13 protein-coding genes are annotated in these 16,254 nt (G+C 39.4%); 8 read left to right on the forward strand and 5 right to left on the reverse strand.

From position 1 onward, the window contains the following. Positions 1-1,030: 1,030 nt before the first annotated feature. The gene (locus tag ACVWYN_RS17080; RefSeq protein WP_457290098.1) at positions 1,031-1,273 is read left to right on the forward strand and encodes a hypothetical protein; all 243 of its coding nucleotides are present in this window, start codon (positions 1,031-1,033) and stop codon (positions 1,271-1,273) included. A 27-nt stretch (positions 1,274-1,300) separates the two neighbouring features. Here ACVWYN_RS17080 and ACVWYN_RS17085 read toward each other — a convergent pair whose 3' ends face one another. Next, positions 1,301-2,857: a Fic family protein gene (locus ACVWYN_RS17085; RefSeq protein ID WP_457290099.1), complete on the reverse strand. Its 1,557-nt coding sequence runs from the start codon at positions 2,855-2,857 to the stop codon at positions 1,301-1,303. Between the two features lie 338 nt (positions 2,858-3,195). Between ACVWYN_RS17085 and parS the strand changes: the two genes are divergently transcribed. From parS to rpiA, 3 genes are all read left to right on the forward strand, one after another. Next, a complete protein-coding gene (parS, locus tag ACVWYN_RS17090; protein WP_457290100.1) occupies positions 3,196-3,654 on the forward strand; it encodes a type II RES/Xre toxin-antitoxin system antitoxin in 459 nt (152 codons plus the stop codon). After that, on the forward strand, positions 3,654-4,118 hold the full coding sequence (locus ACVWYN_RS17095; RefSeq protein WP_457290101.1) for an RES family NAD+ phosphorylase: 465 nt from the start codon (positions 3,654-3,656) through the stop codon (positions 4,116-4,118). Before parS ends, ACVWYN_RS17095 begins: the two co-directional genes overlap by 1 nt. A gap of 139 nt (positions 4,119-4,257) precedes the next feature. Further along, complete coding sequence (rpiA, locus tag ACVWYN_RS17100) at positions 4,258-4,953, forward strand: ribose 5-phosphate isomerase A (protein ID WP_457290102.1); 696 nt, start codon at positions 4,258-4,260, stop codon at positions 4,951-4,953. Between the two features lie 55 nt (positions 4,954-5,008). Here rpiA and ACVWYN_RS17105 read toward each other — a convergent pair whose 3' ends face one another. Both ACVWYN_RS17105 and ACVWYN_RS17110 read right to left on the reverse strand, forming a co-directional pair. After that, complete coding sequence (locus ACVWYN_RS17105; protein ID WP_457290103.1) at positions 5,009-6,937, reverse strand: OmpA family protein; 1,929 nt, start codon at positions 6,935-6,937, stop codon at positions 5,009-5,011. A 42-nt stretch (positions 6,938-6,979) separates the two neighbouring features. Then, complete coding sequence (locus tag ACVWYN_RS17110) at positions 6,980-9,040, reverse strand: InlB B-repeat-containing protein (RefSeq protein ID WP_457290104.1); 2,061 nt, start codon at positions 9,038-9,040, stop codon at positions 6,980-6,982. 418 nt (positions 9,041-9,458) lie between these two features. Here ACVWYN_RS17110 and efp point away from each other — a divergent pair, with 418 nt between their 5' ends. Continuing rightward, positions 9,459-10,019, forward strand: coding sequence for an elongation factor P (efp, locus tag ACVWYN_RS17115; protein ID WP_457290105.1), 561 nt, complete (start codon positions 9,459-9,461; stop codon positions 10,017-10,019). 31 nt (positions 10,020-10,050) lie between these two features. Beyond that, complete coding sequence (locus ACVWYN_RS17120) at positions 10,051-10,668, forward strand: HAD hydrolase-like protein (protein ID WP_457290106.1); 618 nt, start codon at positions 10,051-10,053, stop codon at positions 10,666-10,668. A gap of 21 nt (positions 10,669-10,689) precedes the next feature. Here the strand turns inward: ACVWYN_RS17120 and ACVWYN_RS17125 are convergent, their stop codons facing one another. Then, complete coding sequence (locus ACVWYN_RS17125; protein ID WP_457290107.1) at positions 10,690-11,562, reverse strand: helix-turn-helix domain-containing protein; 873 nt, start codon at positions 11,560-11,562, stop codon at positions 10,690-10,692. Positions 11,563-11,703: 141 nt separating this feature from the next. On the opposite strand from ACVWYN_RS17125, the gene ACVWYN_RS17130 reads away from it, so the two are divergent. Both ACVWYN_RS17130 and ACVWYN_RS17135 read left to right on the forward strand, forming a co-directional pair. Continuing rightward, positions 11,704-12,867 (forward strand): alpha-hydroxy acid oxidase, encoded by a 1,164-nt coding sequence (locus tag ACVWYN_RS17130; protein ID WP_457290108.1) that lies wholly within the window; start codon positions 11,704-11,706, stop codon positions 12,865-12,867. 94 nt (positions 12,868-12,961) lie between these two features. After that, entirely contained in the window at positions 12,962-15,442 is a 2,481-nt protein-coding gene (locus ACVWYN_RS17135; RefSeq protein WP_457290109.1) for a TonB-dependent siderophore receptor, read from the forward strand. 42 nt (positions 15,443-15,484) lie between these two features. Here ACVWYN_RS17135 and ACVWYN_RS17140 read toward each other — a convergent pair whose 3' ends face one another. Further along, on the reverse strand, positions 15,485-16,204 hold the full coding sequence (locus ACVWYN_RS17140) for a Crp/Fnr family transcriptional regulator (RefSeq protein WP_457290110.1): 720 nt from the start codon (positions 16,202-16,204) through the stop codon (positions 15,485-15,487). Positions 16,205-16,254: the final 50 nt, after the last annotated feature.

Consider the following 16,254-nt stretch of genomic DNA (forward strand, 5'->3'; position numbering starts at 1 on the left):
TTAGCGTGTAATGTTTAATCAGTACATGTAAAGTTAAATTTAGGACGATGTCAAGTTTTTTCAGGATTAGTGTAAAGCTATATCAGGACTAGACAATTCGCTGTTTAAAGGCAATTTAAACGAGGCTTAGTCGTGGTTTCTTCGTGTACGAGGTACCTTGAGTCGCACAAACCGCGACTATACCACGAAGAAAATACAAGTAAACTCGAAATAAAGCCAGAATGGAACCACTTAAAATACTCCATCATTAACACCGGATGCTGCACAGCATTAATTCTACGTAAATGCGATATTAAAATCGCTAATGTTCTTTACTCCTCTAAAAATCAAGTCCTTTTGACAAAGAAGTTTAGTTAAATTTCTGAATACAATATAGGTTAACCCAAACGCCAATTTTAGGGCAAAAACAACCGATAAATAGGGTGTAAAATTAGTATTTTTATAGGTTTAAAAAATGCAATTAAAGCGCTGTAAATCAACCAGTTTAATTCAAAAAAATTCCATAATTTATTTGGAAATCTCAACTATTTTTCCTACATTTGCATTTACAATAAAACGAGCTTTTGATAAGCTTCAATTATACCAATTTATCGGGTAAATCCGAACAATTAGTACACACCTGGAATACTCCGCCACTGCTGATCAGCTAAAAATAATAGGCATGTGTTCCGGTTTCAATTTTTTAATTAGTCGACTAGTTAAATTTAAACTGCCAGCTGCGATAGCAGGCAGCAGTAGTTCATTGACGTATTAAAAGCCACTAAGGCTTTGAATTAAAATCGCTTTTACGAAATACCTGGCTCTTACCTTTCTCTTACCAGGCTCTTAGATGGCTGGCATAAAAATGGACATTTATACCTCCTTTAGGACCCTTATATCTGTGCCAACCATATAAAGCGAGACAAAAAGTGATGGAGATATAAAAAAAAGTAGTGCTTTGGACCTAAAAGCAGCCAGTTAACAGGGAGTATGATATTCGAATCAGATTGACCCTTCATAAAGAACAAAAGTACTTTAACGTAGGCCATTCATGCTAAAGAAATATGATATGCCGGTAGTAGCTGCTAAGATCTATGCTTTATCTGAACACATCGAAGCGGAACTGCAGGCAGCGGATAAGATAGGGTATGCTGATACGTTTCATAACAACAGGGAGTGTATCCTGAAAAATGTTTTCGGTGAAAAAGACAGGTCCTTTGTCAGCTTTGACAAAGCTGATTTCAGGATCATGGAAGATCATCTTAATGAGCTGGAATTAAACCAACCACGATGAGTGCCTATTTGCGCACCTTTCTAAAATCTATTCGGGTAAATGAGCTTCCGGCTTCCCTCTCAATTCCTGATCAACCAAGTGAGCCAGAAATTTTGAGAAAGGACCGATATCCTGTTCCGTACTTGCTTTCTCCAATGCAGCCATATAGGCCGCTCTTTGCTGAACGGGGATTACTGTCCATGGATAGCCCCCGGATGCCAGCATGGTGTTCATCAGTAATCGCCCGATTCGTCCGTTTCCGTCCATGTAAGGGTGAATAAACACAAATAAGAAATGCCCTAATACCGCCCTCACGCTCGCTTCGGTTTCTTCTGCCAGTAATTCAAATAATACCGGCATAGCATCCCGCATTGCATCTACATTCAATGGCGTATGTTTAGAACTGGAGATGAAAACCTGGTTATTGCGGTAACCGGCCAGATCAGAGGCTTCTAAAATACCGGCTGTTACACTCGGATCAAACAATTCACGGTACCAGCCAGGATGATCTTTATCCAATTGTTCGCCAGGGTTGCTACCGTTAAGGATGTTGCTGATCGTATCTTTCACTTTTATAAACGCCTGCCAATAGCCCCTTGCTGCCATGGCATCTTTTTGCTTTTTATCTTCAGGGTTTGAATCCTTATCCCAGGCACCGCTGCTTACTCTTTCGATGAGTTCGGGTGTGACACGATAACGTTCAATAGAAAGAGAGTGATAAGCGTCGGTGATAAATACGTCATCGATATGTTTCAGGTAAGCTTCCTTATTTTCGGTCATCCCTGGCGCTGCCGGAAAATGCGCAATTACTGTAGGTCTCATGATCTGCCACATCAGCCGGAGTCGGTTTGCATAAGGCGACCTTTCCCTCGCTGATAATTTGATAGTGATCTTTTCTTCAAAGGGGTCTAGTTCGCGTATAGTGTAATCAGCAGAGCGCATTGCGCCAAGAATATTGTCCGCGATCCTATTCTGTCCAATATTTCTGAAGGCACCAGACAACCTGCCTGCTATAGAAGAGTGACCATTATTCAGTAACACCGGTAATAATTCAGAAGCATCCCTGACCAGTGAAAGCACGGTTCGGGCATCGATAGGGTTGCGCGCATAAGTATTAGCGGAAGCATAGATCAGCGCTCCTGGAAGGTTGTATAGCCGGATACCGTTTTGTTGTGTTCTTAATATTTTGTCAGGAAGTTCCGCTTTGAGGTTAAATAAGGTCGTATTAAATGGAAGGTTGGTGATTGTATTATTGGCCAATGGCGATTTAATAATCAGTTGATGCGGTACGGTGTAATTACCTGAATGCAATAGCAGCGATTGTTCCGCTGAGATACACCAGTCATCCCCGTACTTAAAATCCAAAAATTTAATGCAAAAGTCCCAATAGGAAGTATACCAGGAGGTACTGTCCCCCGGGCGTTCCTCTGGGTCTTTAGGTATATACCACCCCTTGATAATCTCTTTTAGGAATCCTTTTTTTACCAGTAATGCGCGGATTGAATTTTTCGGTATCTCGGAAGTATGTATAGCAACTACTCCTTTCGCTTGTAATTCCTGAAGTACCTGTAGTGCTTCAACTAATCGTTCTCTCGGTGTTGCCATAATTATGCTAGTTGCTATTTAACGGTTTTATCAAAAAAATCAATAAAACAATTACAAAAAAATGTAGAAAAACAATCATAAAGCAATGTAATAAAAAAATTATAAACAGTATTAATAAAACAATTACAAACAAACGTACAAAAACAATTATTAAAAAATGAAACAAAACAAATATCAACGGTAATATCAAAACATATGAAATGATCAGGCCAATAAGTACATGGTTTTAAAATGTACAACCCTTATATCATCTCCCCTACCCATCAAAATAGAAAAAGACATATACAAGGTCTTGACTATACGACAAATGATCCTTATATTTGGTAAAAATGTCGGATATGACTGTTTTAAATAAAAAATTAAATCCAATTGCCAGCCTGGTCTACCTCCTTGGGGGTACTGATCTTGTGCAAGAAAAAATCCGCTCTGCCTTTGACTTGATTTCCCTTAGCAATAAAGGAATAAAAAAGGCTTCTATGGAGGCACTGATCGGTCATATGGGCATGACCAAAAAGAGCTTCGCAGAAGAGATCCTTAATTTATCTGTAAAAACCATAGAACGAAAAAAGGATGATGATCTTCTGGATAAGTACACTTCCAGTCATATTATAGAAGTAGCCAAAGTTGTTGAACACGCTTACGAGGTATTCGAAACGGAAGAACGTGTACAAAAATGGCTCAATACATCTAACAGGGCGCTGAATCAAATGAAACCTTTGCAACTTTTTAATATTCCTACGGGCATTGCTTTAGTAAATCAGGTACTTGGAAGAATTGAGGAAGGTGTTTATTCTTAATGTTCGTTTACCGCATTGCCAAAAGCAAGAAACGAACATTAGATTTATCCGGAAATGGAGCCTTTAAAGAAGGCGGCCGCTGGAATAATCCGGGAACGTATATGCTTTACACCAGCGAAAATAGTTCTCTTGCCTACCTTGAAAATTTGGTTCATTTTGAAGCAGAAAATACGCCACCTCATCTCTACATCATGACAATTGAGATACTGGGCAGTGAAAAATTGATTTACCAATTACCAAAATCTGCTTACCCATCAGACTGGCAGGAAATTGGCAATTTGCAGAACAAGAATACTGGAGATCAACACATGAACAAACTAAATTTCCTCGCAATAAAGGCAAGGTCTGCTGTTAATCCTGCAGAATTTAATGTGCTGCTTAATCCACTATTTCCTGGTTACCATGACCTGGTAAAAGTAGTATCAATTGAGCAACTTCAAATTGATGCGCGTCTGGTAAAATAACACGGAAACATCAATTTAATTCTTCTGTTTACAATTCTGATAAAATTCAGGACTAAGTGTTAACAAAATTATCAGCGTTTTTCTGCATTTTTGACATTGAGCAAAATACTGGAGCAAAACCAGCCTAAACTGAAAAAAAATGAATTGGAATAGTAAGATGATAGCGCAGCTGGAATGGTCGGGAGATATCATTAACCGCGAGCAAAAGCAAGTGGTGGCGGATAAAATAGCAGCTAAGGTTAAAAATGGACAGGTAATTAGCGCTGGTTCAGGATCAACTGCTTTTATGGCCTTATTCTCAATCGCTGATCGGGTACGCAAAGAGCAGCTGGATGTTAAGTTTATCACAACTTCCATAGAAATAGCTATGACTTGCACATCACTCGGGTTACAGCTTACCACATTATTAGAAAATAAGCCAGACTGGCTATTTGATGGCGCAGATGAAGTTGGCCCCAATAGTCAGCTGATTAAAGGAAGAGGCGGCGCCATGTTTCAAGAAAAACTCCTGATGAACTCTTGTGTAGAAAACTACATCATCATTGATCCTTCAAAAATGGTGGATAAGCTGGGTTCAAAATTCCCGGTTCCAATTGAAATATTTCCACAATCCATTTTATATGTAGAAAGCAAACTATTAGAATTAGGGGCGGCGAGCCTTAATTTAAGACCTGCTAAAGGAAAAGACGGACCTGTAATTACAGAAAATGGAAATCTAATAGTAGATGCCTGGTTTGACAACATCGGTTCAGATTTTGAACTTAAAATCAAATCCATTACCGGTGTTATAGAAAGTGGCCTTTTTCAGCAACAGAAATTCGAAATTTTAATGTAATAAAAAAGTCCCTGCCATTGCTGGCAGGGACTTATATTAACACTTTTAATATTTGTTATTGCGTTGCAATATCAATGATAACGGTACGGTTATAGAAACGTTCTTCTGGTAACCCATTGTTAAATGGCGCATGGTCAAGCGCTTCACCAAAACCAACTGTTTCTATTTTAACTCCTGTTTTTCCTGCTTTTGTTAAAGCTGCTTCAAGAATCTGCTGTGCTTGTTTGGCACGTTCTACAGATAATTTGGCATTAGATGTTTCAGAACCAATTACATCGGTATGACCGTGAATGATTACAGTTGAGCCATCTACTATCAGCGGAGCTACTACATCTGTAAGGAATTTTTCGTAAGTGGCCACAGTTGTTGCTTTGTTAAAGTTAAACAAGATGCTATAACGGCTTCCGTTTTCTATAACTTCAGGCTGTGCTTGTAGATGCAGTGTCGATTCCTTTTTAGTAGTCGCACCAGATTTTGTTGTACCGGTCATTACCACCTTATAATCGGCCGATTGATTAGCACCCAATACGCTTGCGCCTGATATACTTTCCTGATTTGCATGGAAAGGTCCAAAATGCTGTATTGTTCCGGCTTGATCTGTTAGGTCAATCGTATAAGAACTTAATACTTTTTCAGCCTCGGGCACATTAAACAAAATTTTACTATCCATAGGATCAGTCTGAACGGTGTTGATTTGAACCGGCCTCATCATGCCACCTCCAACTTCCATCATCAATGCTTTAGAACTACTTTGAATATCTACTCTCCTATCACCTTCTCTAAGCAGCTCAAGCTCTTTCTTACCACCTGGTTGCTCAGATGGATTGATAGGTTTGATACGTCCATTTATGGCAATTCTATTTCCCGCGATATCAAAAGCACTGGTTAAATAGTTTTTAATCGCAGTAGCGAAAGTTTTACCCTCTGCCGAACCATTCTTGGAAGCACCACTAAGGACAATATTTATCGACTGATCACTCCTCATGCGGTCGCCCACAATATTCAAAATGTTGTAATAAACATTCATCTGTCTTGCAGAACGTCCGGACATATCTGGTGTTTCTTGGTTGTGCAATTGCATTTCTCTAAAATCAGTTGCCTGATCTTTTGATAATGCAATATAACGTGCCGGTATGGCTGTACTGCCTTGATCAAAGAACACATAATTTAGTAAAGGCAAGGTTTCGCTAACTTTATGACTCACCATTTTATCCTTAGGTGCACGTATAGAGAAGTTAACTTCAGGAATCATTACTGGAGGCACAGCTGGAGTTTCTTCCATAACGGCCTTTTTACCTTTTCCAAGTTTTAATGCAATACCTGCCCTTAGCGTAGATACCGACCAGCTTTCTATAGACCTTACATCCTGACCAAAATACGGATGATAGGATACAAATGGCGATATCACAAACTTAGTAGCACTTGCCGAACTAGAAACAGGAATATCATATCCCATACCTACCTGACCAGACACGAGTGTTTTTCGCATTTGCGATAATTCTCCTTCTTTATCGGTTTGTTTTAACTGCGTGTAAGAGAAATCCTTCTGTAGGTTGACCGCCACTCTGGGGCCAGCGAACAGATAGAAATTTCCGCCACCAGGACTGAACCGAAGTGCTGGCTCAATGGTAAGGTAGCTCAGTTTAGTAGATAAAGTAGCCGGACAATTGCAGGGTGCTACCACCCCATCAAATTTTCCGCCTCTGCCATCATAACCCAAGTTTAATGTACCACCCCAAATATTACCGGGGCGGTATTCTATTAAGAATGAACCAAATGGACGTACTCCCTTGCCTTTATGGAAGGCAGTAGGAACAATCAATCCATCACTAAGCCGCTGGGTTGTACCAGTATAGCGACTAATGTTTGCTGCTCCAGATAACCCGAACCACCAGGTTGGCTGTGTGGTTTGGGCCTTCGTATTAGATTGTATCATCAGCAGCATCAAAACGGAGCTGATGAGTGTTTTTATAGTATTATTCATGGTTTAATTTCTTTTTAAAATAAATCAATTTAGATAACTAGCTTATTGTGGAACATTAATGGTTGTGTTAACCATAGTTACCGATGCCACTAATGAAAGTGCTCTTCCGTTTAAAACTGTTTGAACAGCGTTTCCAGCAGTAGAAAAAGTTACACCAGCAGAAGAAATGATCGTACCTGTCATCACTCCACCACCAGCTGCGTTTATAGTAGCTGCGCTTCCTACATACCAGTATACGTTTTTAGCAAGACCACCATTAATCAATACTACACTTCTAGCACCAGCCGGGCCAGCAATACCTACAGTAAGACCTGCGGATGTTTGGAAAACCCATTCTGCATTTGCATTACCTTGTGCATCAAGTGTTAGCGTACCGTTGGTAATTTTAAATGTTCCACTGGCAGATTTATAGACACCAGGTGCCAACGTTAATCCACCAAGCTCTCCTGCGCCTGGATCAGTTCCTCCTGGTCTAGCAGCCGGCGAAATGGCATTATATGCAACATTTGCGTCCAATAATGCCTTTTGGGCAATTGCAAATGAAGTTGCAGTTCCTGGAGCCGGTGGAGCAGTATAAATTCTACCGGTTACATTACCCACATTAAGAGGTGTTTCCGTATAGATCTCATTTGTAGTACCGTCATGAAATCCTGTTATTAAAGTTGATGCGGCAGTTGTACCTATACTACCATTATTAATTACCGTATTCAATCCTGAATTGGTGATACCAGCGTTTCCTCCAAAAGCACCAAATAATGCTGCACTACCTAATATAGATACTGGCGGAACGATTAGCGTAAAGTTAGCCGTGATGTTTTTATTGGAAGTCATAACCACAGCAAGTGGGCTAACTGAACCAGAAGCATCACCCGACCAACCGCTAAATACATAGCCTGGGCTTGGCGTAGCGGTAAGTGTAACCGTTGTACCGTGGTTATAGGTAGGCTGATCTGGTGTCTTTAGAATAGACCCATTTACTGCCGTAGTAGTTAATGTATAGGTATTTAATACAAAATTAGCAACAAACGTTCTGTTAGTACTTAATACAAAGGTGTAAGAAGGGCTGGTTGACACCACTAGACCAGAAACTTTATCTGTCCAGTTTACGAAGGTATAACCTGTGTTCTTTGCAGAAGTAATGGTTACTGATGTTCCAGATGGATATGATCCTTCGCCATCTGTAGTTCCGCCTGCGGCAGGATTGGAAGAAAGTATTACGGCAAACTGCGTTGCAGGTACCGCTTTAAAGTTTGCAACTAGTGTTCTGTTTCCAGTAACTACAAATTGATAACTAGAGCTTGTAGACGCGATTACTCCGTTTTCTGTCCAGTTAACAAATGTATAACCTTGATTTGCAGTAGCAGTTACGGTTGCAGTTGTACCTGTTGTATAAGGACCTGAACCTGCAGTAATACCACCTGCAGCTGGAGCTGAAGATAAATTAATAGCGAAACTACCTGCTGGAATGGCCGTAAAGTTGGCAACTAATACCCTATTACCTGCCATGGTAAATTGATAACTTGAACTAGTTGATACCACATTGCCATTTTCCGTCCACGATGTGAAAGTAAAGCCTGCATTAGGAACGGCCGATACGGTAACGGATGAACCCTGAGCAGATGTTCCGCCTCCGGTAACTGTTCCACCAGCCAACGGCAAGGCCGTTATAGTTACTTGTGGGATGGCAGTAAATGTCCATTTGTAATCTGCTACCATAGCAGATTGGAACCTATCTTTAGCACCAGTAGTAACTTTGCCTGAATAAACCGCAAATGGAGTTAAAGGTACAGTTGGTTTAAACGTAAATACTTTTGGATCTGCAGTAGTAGCCAATTTACCTGCAACAGCCGTAGCGCCTTGCGTAATAGTAAAAGTTTGTGAATTAATACTGGTGGAATCCATCTCTGTATTAAAGGTTATAGAGATGACCTTGTTAAGTGCCACATCAACAGCTTTATCCATTGGATCCGTAGAAACAATAACCGGACAAACGCCCGTTATTTCGCCTTTAAAGTTGTCTTTTTTACAGGCGCTGAGAAAAACAGACAGCACGACGGTAAAACAGAATAAGACAGCTAATAGCTTAGTAATTTCTTTTTTCATTGTATGTGGTTTATTTAAGTAATTTGAGAAATATCTCTCTCCCCAAGCCGGAATTATTCCCGACAGTAAGTATTTCAGAATAGGCAAAGGCAGTGCCGACAATCAGGGGAATTTTTTCAATAAATGATAATTACTATTTGACAAGTAACAATAATTAACAACGTTATAAATAGAAGCGATATTAATAATTAATTATAGTAAATATTAATTACTAAGCTATTCTTCCTGATTTAAGCCCCATATGTAAAATAATATCGAAAATCTGATAATTATGAAGTGCTCTTATAAAAGGATAAACTGTAGTTTTGAGACTAATTCTTTGTCCTCAAAAACTAAATTAAAGAAAAATACGTACGGCTTAATGTAGTTTTAGTGGAAAGATGATAACTTTAGGCTCAAATTTTTAGACTTATTCTTTATGGCAAAAGCATCCGAAATTAAAGTAGGCAATATATTACGTTTCAATGGCGAACTGGTAAACGTTACTGAGATAGTACATCGTACTCCAGGAAAAGGTGGTGCATTCTACCTTGGAAAATTCCGAAATATTAAAACAGGAAAGATAGTGGAAGCACGTATGGCTACGGATGAGCAGGTAGAGATTTGCCGTGTAGAGACCAATGATTTCCAGTATTTATATGATGAAGGAGATTATTTTGTAGTAATGGATAATGTATCCTTTGATCAATTTAATGTGCCTAAAGCATTATTTGGCCCATCAGCAAAGTTCCTGAAGGAAGGTATGGATGTTATTGTTTCTTTTGAAAGCGAAGAGCCTATTATGGCTCAGGCACCTAATTTTGTGGAATTGGAAGTTACTTATGCTGAACCTGCTGTAAAAGGCGATACTTCATCTGGTGCATTGAAAACTGTAAGTACAGAAAATGGCATCGAACTTAAAGTGCCTTTGTTTGTAAACCAGGGAGATAGAATCAAAGTGGATACCCGTACAGGAGAATATGTTGAGCGTGTAAAATAATAAATGCCTGCATCCATTAAGGATACTTATTATGCAACAAACTAAGATTACCACAGTTTTCACAGACATCGGCGGTGTATTATTAACCAATGGTTGGGACCGCACTGCAAGAGCGGAGGCCGCACAATTGTTCGGCCTTAACCTCCCAGATATAGAAGAGCGTCATCACCTAACGTTTGATACTTACGAGGTGGGTAAGATTACACTTGATGAATACCTGGACAGGCTTGTGTTTTATGAAGACCGTAGTTTTTCAAAAGACGATTTCAAGAATTTCATGGTCAGCAAGTCAACTGCCTATCCGGAAATGATAAAATTGATTTGTGATCTTAAGCATAAATACGGACTTAAAGTAGCGGTAATCAGCAATGAAGGCAGGGAACTGAATCAATACCGGATTAATACTTTCAAACTAAATGAATTTATTGATCTGTTTGTTTCCTCTAGTTTTGTCCACTTTAGAAAGCCTGATGCAGACATATTTAAAGTGGCTATAGATATCTCGCAATGCGATATTACCACCAGTGTTTACATTGATGACCGTATGCTTTTTGTACAGATTGCTGAAGGCCTTGGACTTATGGGTATTGTTCATACCAGTTATGAGGATACTAAAGCTCAGCTTGCAGCGTTGGGACTCATCGTATAAAAGCGAGTAAGGGTAACTTTACTAGTAACGCTTTTCATTCATCTCATTACGGTAGCGGTCTGGCGAAAAACCAGTTTGCTTTTTGAACTGTCTGGAAAAGTAAGAGAAATCATTAAAGCCCAATTCACTGGCTATATATCCAATGGGATGGTCTGTATGGTGAAGCATGCGCTTTGTCTCCAGCATTACCCTATCCCGAATCACTTCACTTACCGCTTTACCCGTCACTTTCTTGATGATGCCATTTAAATAATGGGATGTTACACAAAGCTGTTCAGAATAGAAGGCTATGGGTTGCTGGGCAGCATAATGTTTTTCCAGTAGCTGGCTAAATTTATCCAGTAAAACACTATGCCCCGTTGCACGACTGATATTTTTCTCCGCCTCGTATAGTCGTTCCAGAAAATTAAGTAACAGAAAGGTAAGGGAACTTAGTGCGAGTTTTGAATGTGGTGTTCTTGAAAACTCGGCATACATCAATTGTAAAATCGGCTGAAGCAATAGTTTTGTTTCCTGATCAAGTCTTAGGTGTGGGTTTTTGTAGCTATTCCTTAAAAAAGAAAGTTTATCTAAGGCTTCTTTACTGGTGAAATTTAAAATAAAGAATTCTTCCGTAAACATGATACTCTCGCCTTTAACCGCAGCATGTTTTTCGATATGGTGCACCTGCCCTGGCGACATGAAGTAAACCGTATCCTGAGAAAGCTCTGTTTTATATTCGTCTACTACGTGTTTAGACGCCCCTTCTCTGATCCACAATATTTCAAAAAAACTGTGCTTATGGGGCCATACAAAAGAATTTGGTCGTTTTAAATCCTCAAATGGCAGGATCAGGAATTGCTTTTCTCTTTCGTAAAAAGGCGAAAAATCAGCCAGATGATAGGTAGTAACCATAAGTTTTTTCCAGTTCAGTTGCACATGTAAATTATCACAAAAGTACCAATTAAGTTCGTGTTTATGCTAACATCTGGTTTCAGTATAAACTAACTTTCCATACCGAAATATTAAAATGGAAGTGCTGCAAAATTTACAACTATGGCAACTGATTTATTAAGCTTTGACACCCGATATCCTTCTGTAGGAGACCTTAAAGTAAAGGCAAAAAAAAGGATTCCTAAATTTGCTTTCGATTATCTGGAAGGCGGATGTAATGATGAGGTTAATTTATTGAGAAATGAGACCGACTTCCATAGTATCACTTTAATGCCGCAATATTTAAAAGAATATACTGGTGTTGATACCAGTACTGAATTGTTTGGCCACCGTTATGATGCACCATTTGGTATTTCGCCAATAGGCCTTCAAGGCTTAATGTGGCCTAATGCTGCAGAAATATTAGCCAAATCAGCTGTTAAACATAACGTTCCTTTTATTTTAAGTACCGTTTCTACAAGCAGTATTGAAAGGATAGCGGAAGTTACCAATAGCAACTTTTGGTTTCAGCTATACCACCCTGCAAAAACTTCCATGCGAGATGATATTATCCAAAGGCTACAGGATGTAGAATGCCCTGTTCTTGTTGTATTGGTAGATGTTCCCTCCTTCGGATATCGTTCCCGTGAGATCAAAGCAGGCTTGTCCATGCCACCCAAAATGAACATCAGCAATGTTTTTCAATCAGCGCTCAGACCTTCCTGGTGCATTGAAACACTTAGATATGGCATCCCGGAATTCGCTACGCTAAAAAAATACATGGACAAAAGCCTTGACATGGGACAGCTTGGAGCGTTTATGAATGCCTCATTTGACAAGCGTGTAGACATGAAAAAAATTGCTGAGATCAGAAATAAGTGGAAAGGGAAACTCGTACTAAAGGGTATTGTTAGTGATCAGGATACAGAAAAAGCAATTGCCTTGGGAGCAGATGGGATAATCGTTTCCAATCATGGTGGAAGGCAAATTGATGCGGGTGAGTCCTCAATCAGATCGTTAGAAAATTTAACTGCTAAATACAATGATAAAATTACCATTATGATGGATGGTGGCCTTCGTTCTGGACCTGATATTGCGAGAGCGGTAGCATCTGGCGCAAAATTTACCTTTATGGGCAGACCATTTATGTACGGGGTATCGGCCCTTGGCCATAAAGGTGGAGATCAAACAATCGCGATCCTTAAAACGCAGTTTAAACAAGCAATGGAACAACTTTGCTGTGAAAAAGTTACAGACTTACCTGAAACATTGATCACTCCTAAATAGGGAGATTATAGCCTATTTAAATTAATTCTAAATAAATTTGGTCAAGTAACATCTCTGAGTTACTTTTGCGACCTAGAATTAATCTAAATAAGCAATGAAATATTTATACTCCATCTTTTTTTTATCCGCATTATTACTATCAAATTTTACGCTATCTGCTCAACTCGCATCTGCGATTGCCAATGCATCCATACGTGGTAAGATAAAAACAAATGATGGTCAGCCTGCGGCTTCAGTTACCGTCCAGATTGTTGAAAACAATAGAAAGACTTCAACAAATGAGTTTGGTGTTTTTGTATTTAACAATGTAAAAAGTGGCGAATACACCATTAAAACCTCTTCAGTTGGCTTACAGGTACAAACTCAAAAGGTAACTGTTACAGACGGTGTAGCTGCAACTGCAAACTTTACATTAACAGAAAGTGGTTCTCAATTGGATGAGATTGTTATCTCAACTTACAAATCACCAAATGTAAAGTCTATTATCGCGGGTAAAATTGCTATTCCTTCAAAAGATCTTCCGCAAGCAGTTCAGATTATAGGCACACAAGTTATTGCCGATCAACAGGCTAACCGCTTAAGCGACGTTCTGAAAAATGTAAACGGTGTTGCTTATGGCGAAAACCGCGGTGGTGTAAGCGGTGAGACATTTTTTGCTCGCGGTTATAGTTTGGGAGGAAACAATGTTTTCAAAAATGGTGCACGGACGAGTACAGGTGGTATGCCAGAAACAAGTACCCTGGAATCTGTTGAAGTATTAAAAGGTAGTGCTGCCCTATTATATGGCGGCGTAAGTGGCGGTGCTGTGGTAAACCTGGTAACCAAGAAGCCTAAATTTGAAAATGGCGGTGAAATCTCTTTCCGTACCGGAAGCTATGATTTGTATAAACCTAGTATCGATCTTTATGGACCTATTTCCAAAAAACTTGCTTTCCGTGCTATTGGAACTTATGAGAAAGCTGGAAGCTATAGAAATAGCGTACATGCGAATAGGGTTTATGTAAACCCATCATTACTCTATAAGCTATCTGATAAAACTGACATATTATTACAGGGTGATTATTTAAAAAGTGATTATACACCAGATTTTGGTATAGGAACAATTGATAACAAAATTGTAAACATCGGTCGCGGCGCTTATCTAAATGCACCTTGGGCATACAACAACACCAACACGGTATCTTCACAGTTAAGTATTAATCATCAATTTAATGAAAACTGGAAAATTAATGTCCTGGGATCTCTACAATCCTACAACAGGGATTATTTCAGTGCAGAACGCCCATTTGCAAATGCAGCTGGTGTTGCACTTCGTAATGTTACCCGCTCTAAAACAGAAGAGTTTACTTATAACCAGCAGGTCAACTTAAACGGTGAATTCAACACGGGGAATATCAACCATAAACTTTTAGTTGGCGCCGATGCAGACCAGTCTAAAACCACTTCTAATGGATTTGTTTATGGTCCCTCTAATGCAACTACTTTCAATTACGGAAGTGTGAATCTTTTGGATCCTTCTACATTTTTCGGCTCAGGAGTTCAGCCTGATGTAACCAACACAACGAGAACAAAAGCTCCAATTTATAGAATGGGTGCTTTTGTACAGGATTTAGTAACATTAACAGAACAATTTAAGGTTTTAGCTGGTATTCGCTATACTTTCCAAAAAACACCTGCTACCACTGTAAATACACTAGCTACCCATGCTATTGGCAAAGGATCTGCTGCAGGTAAAACTGAAAAGGCCTTCTCTCCAAAAGTTGCCCTAATCTATCAGCCATTAAAAACTACTTCAGTTTATGTAAGTTATGCCAATAGTTTAATTGCAAATACCGGCTTAGACATCTATGGAGCAACACTTAATCCATCTTTAGTTGATCAATACGAAGCTGGTATAAAGAATGATTTCCTTGATGGGAAGTTAACTGCCAATGTTACCGCCTACAGCATTAAAAACAGCAACTTTGCTCAGCAAGCACTAGTAAAAGCTGATGGTACTGGCAACGGCGACAGCAATATTAAAGAATTGAACGGCAAAACTTTAAGTGATGGTGTAGAATTTGATTTGACTGGAACGATACTGCCGGGGCTGAATTTCATGGCAGGCTATAGCTATAACTTTATTCGTTATACAGAAACAAGAGATAAAACGACAATTACGTATGATGTACCCGTTACTGCTGCCAACCCGACAGGAAAAGCAACGACAACAGTTGGTGGTACAGTTGAAGGTCAGCGTTTAGTAGCTACCACTAAGAATACTGCCAATGGATCTGTATTCTACACCCTTCAAGACGGAAGTTTAAAAGGATTGAAATTTGGTGCTTCTGCGTACTATACAGGAAACCGCAACGGTGGGTATAATGATACTAAAACCCAAACATCAAGCAGACTTATCCCTTTAAGCGATTTTACCACCTTCGATATTTCTGGAGGATATTCATGGAAAAAGCTTTCACTGCTTGCCAAAATATCTAACATTACCAATGAGCTGAACTATTTTGCCCATGAAAACTATAGTATCAACCCAATTGCACCACGTCAGTTTATTACTACTTTGAGCTACAAGTTCTAGTGTAGCATCTAATCCGGTCATTCTAAACGATGACCGGATTAATTATCCCACAATTCCTGGGTTGGATGGGTTGATTTTATCAATAGTCATAACCGTCAACTCCGCTTGGTTTAACAACCTGATATTTTTTCCCTCTATTGTTATCCATTGTTTCTGCTGAAATTCATTCAGTACTTTAAACAATGTTTCATAAGCCACCGCAGCAAATGAAGATAGATCCTGACGAGACAGCTCGATGGCTATATACCCCCCATCGTTTGTACCAAATTGCTTTTTAAGATTTAACAACGCCAACGCAATCCTTTCCTTAACAGGCATGTGTACCAGATTTCTCATCCTCTTTTCTGACTCCTGTAGTTCATTAGCAAAAAGCTTCATTAATGAATAAGTAAGCTTTGGGTTTACGTTTAAGGTTGATTCAAAAAAATCAAGATCTATAGCGCAGATCACTGAAGGTTCAATAGCAGTGGTGGTTACTGGGTAGGTGAGTTCGTTGCCCAAGCCCATGTGCCCAAGTATATCTCCAGGTTGCGCAAACCTGATGATCAGTTCCTTTTCTGCATCCCATCGCTTATGTGTTTTCACTTTACCCGAATAAACAAAGTAGATGTGGTTAACCGGCTCGCCTTCTTTAAAAATATGCTGGCCTTTCTTCAGTTCATAGTTTTTTTTATGGGAAGTGATTGCCAGCGCCCAGTCTTTGCTGCAGTGACTGCATAAGTAACATTTATTGACGTCACAGACATTTTTAATTTCTTTCATTCAGTTCTAACTACAAGAGCTTACAATATTAAAAAAGATAAAGCTTTATT

Source organism: Pedobacter sp. UYP24, assembly GCF_054057295.1.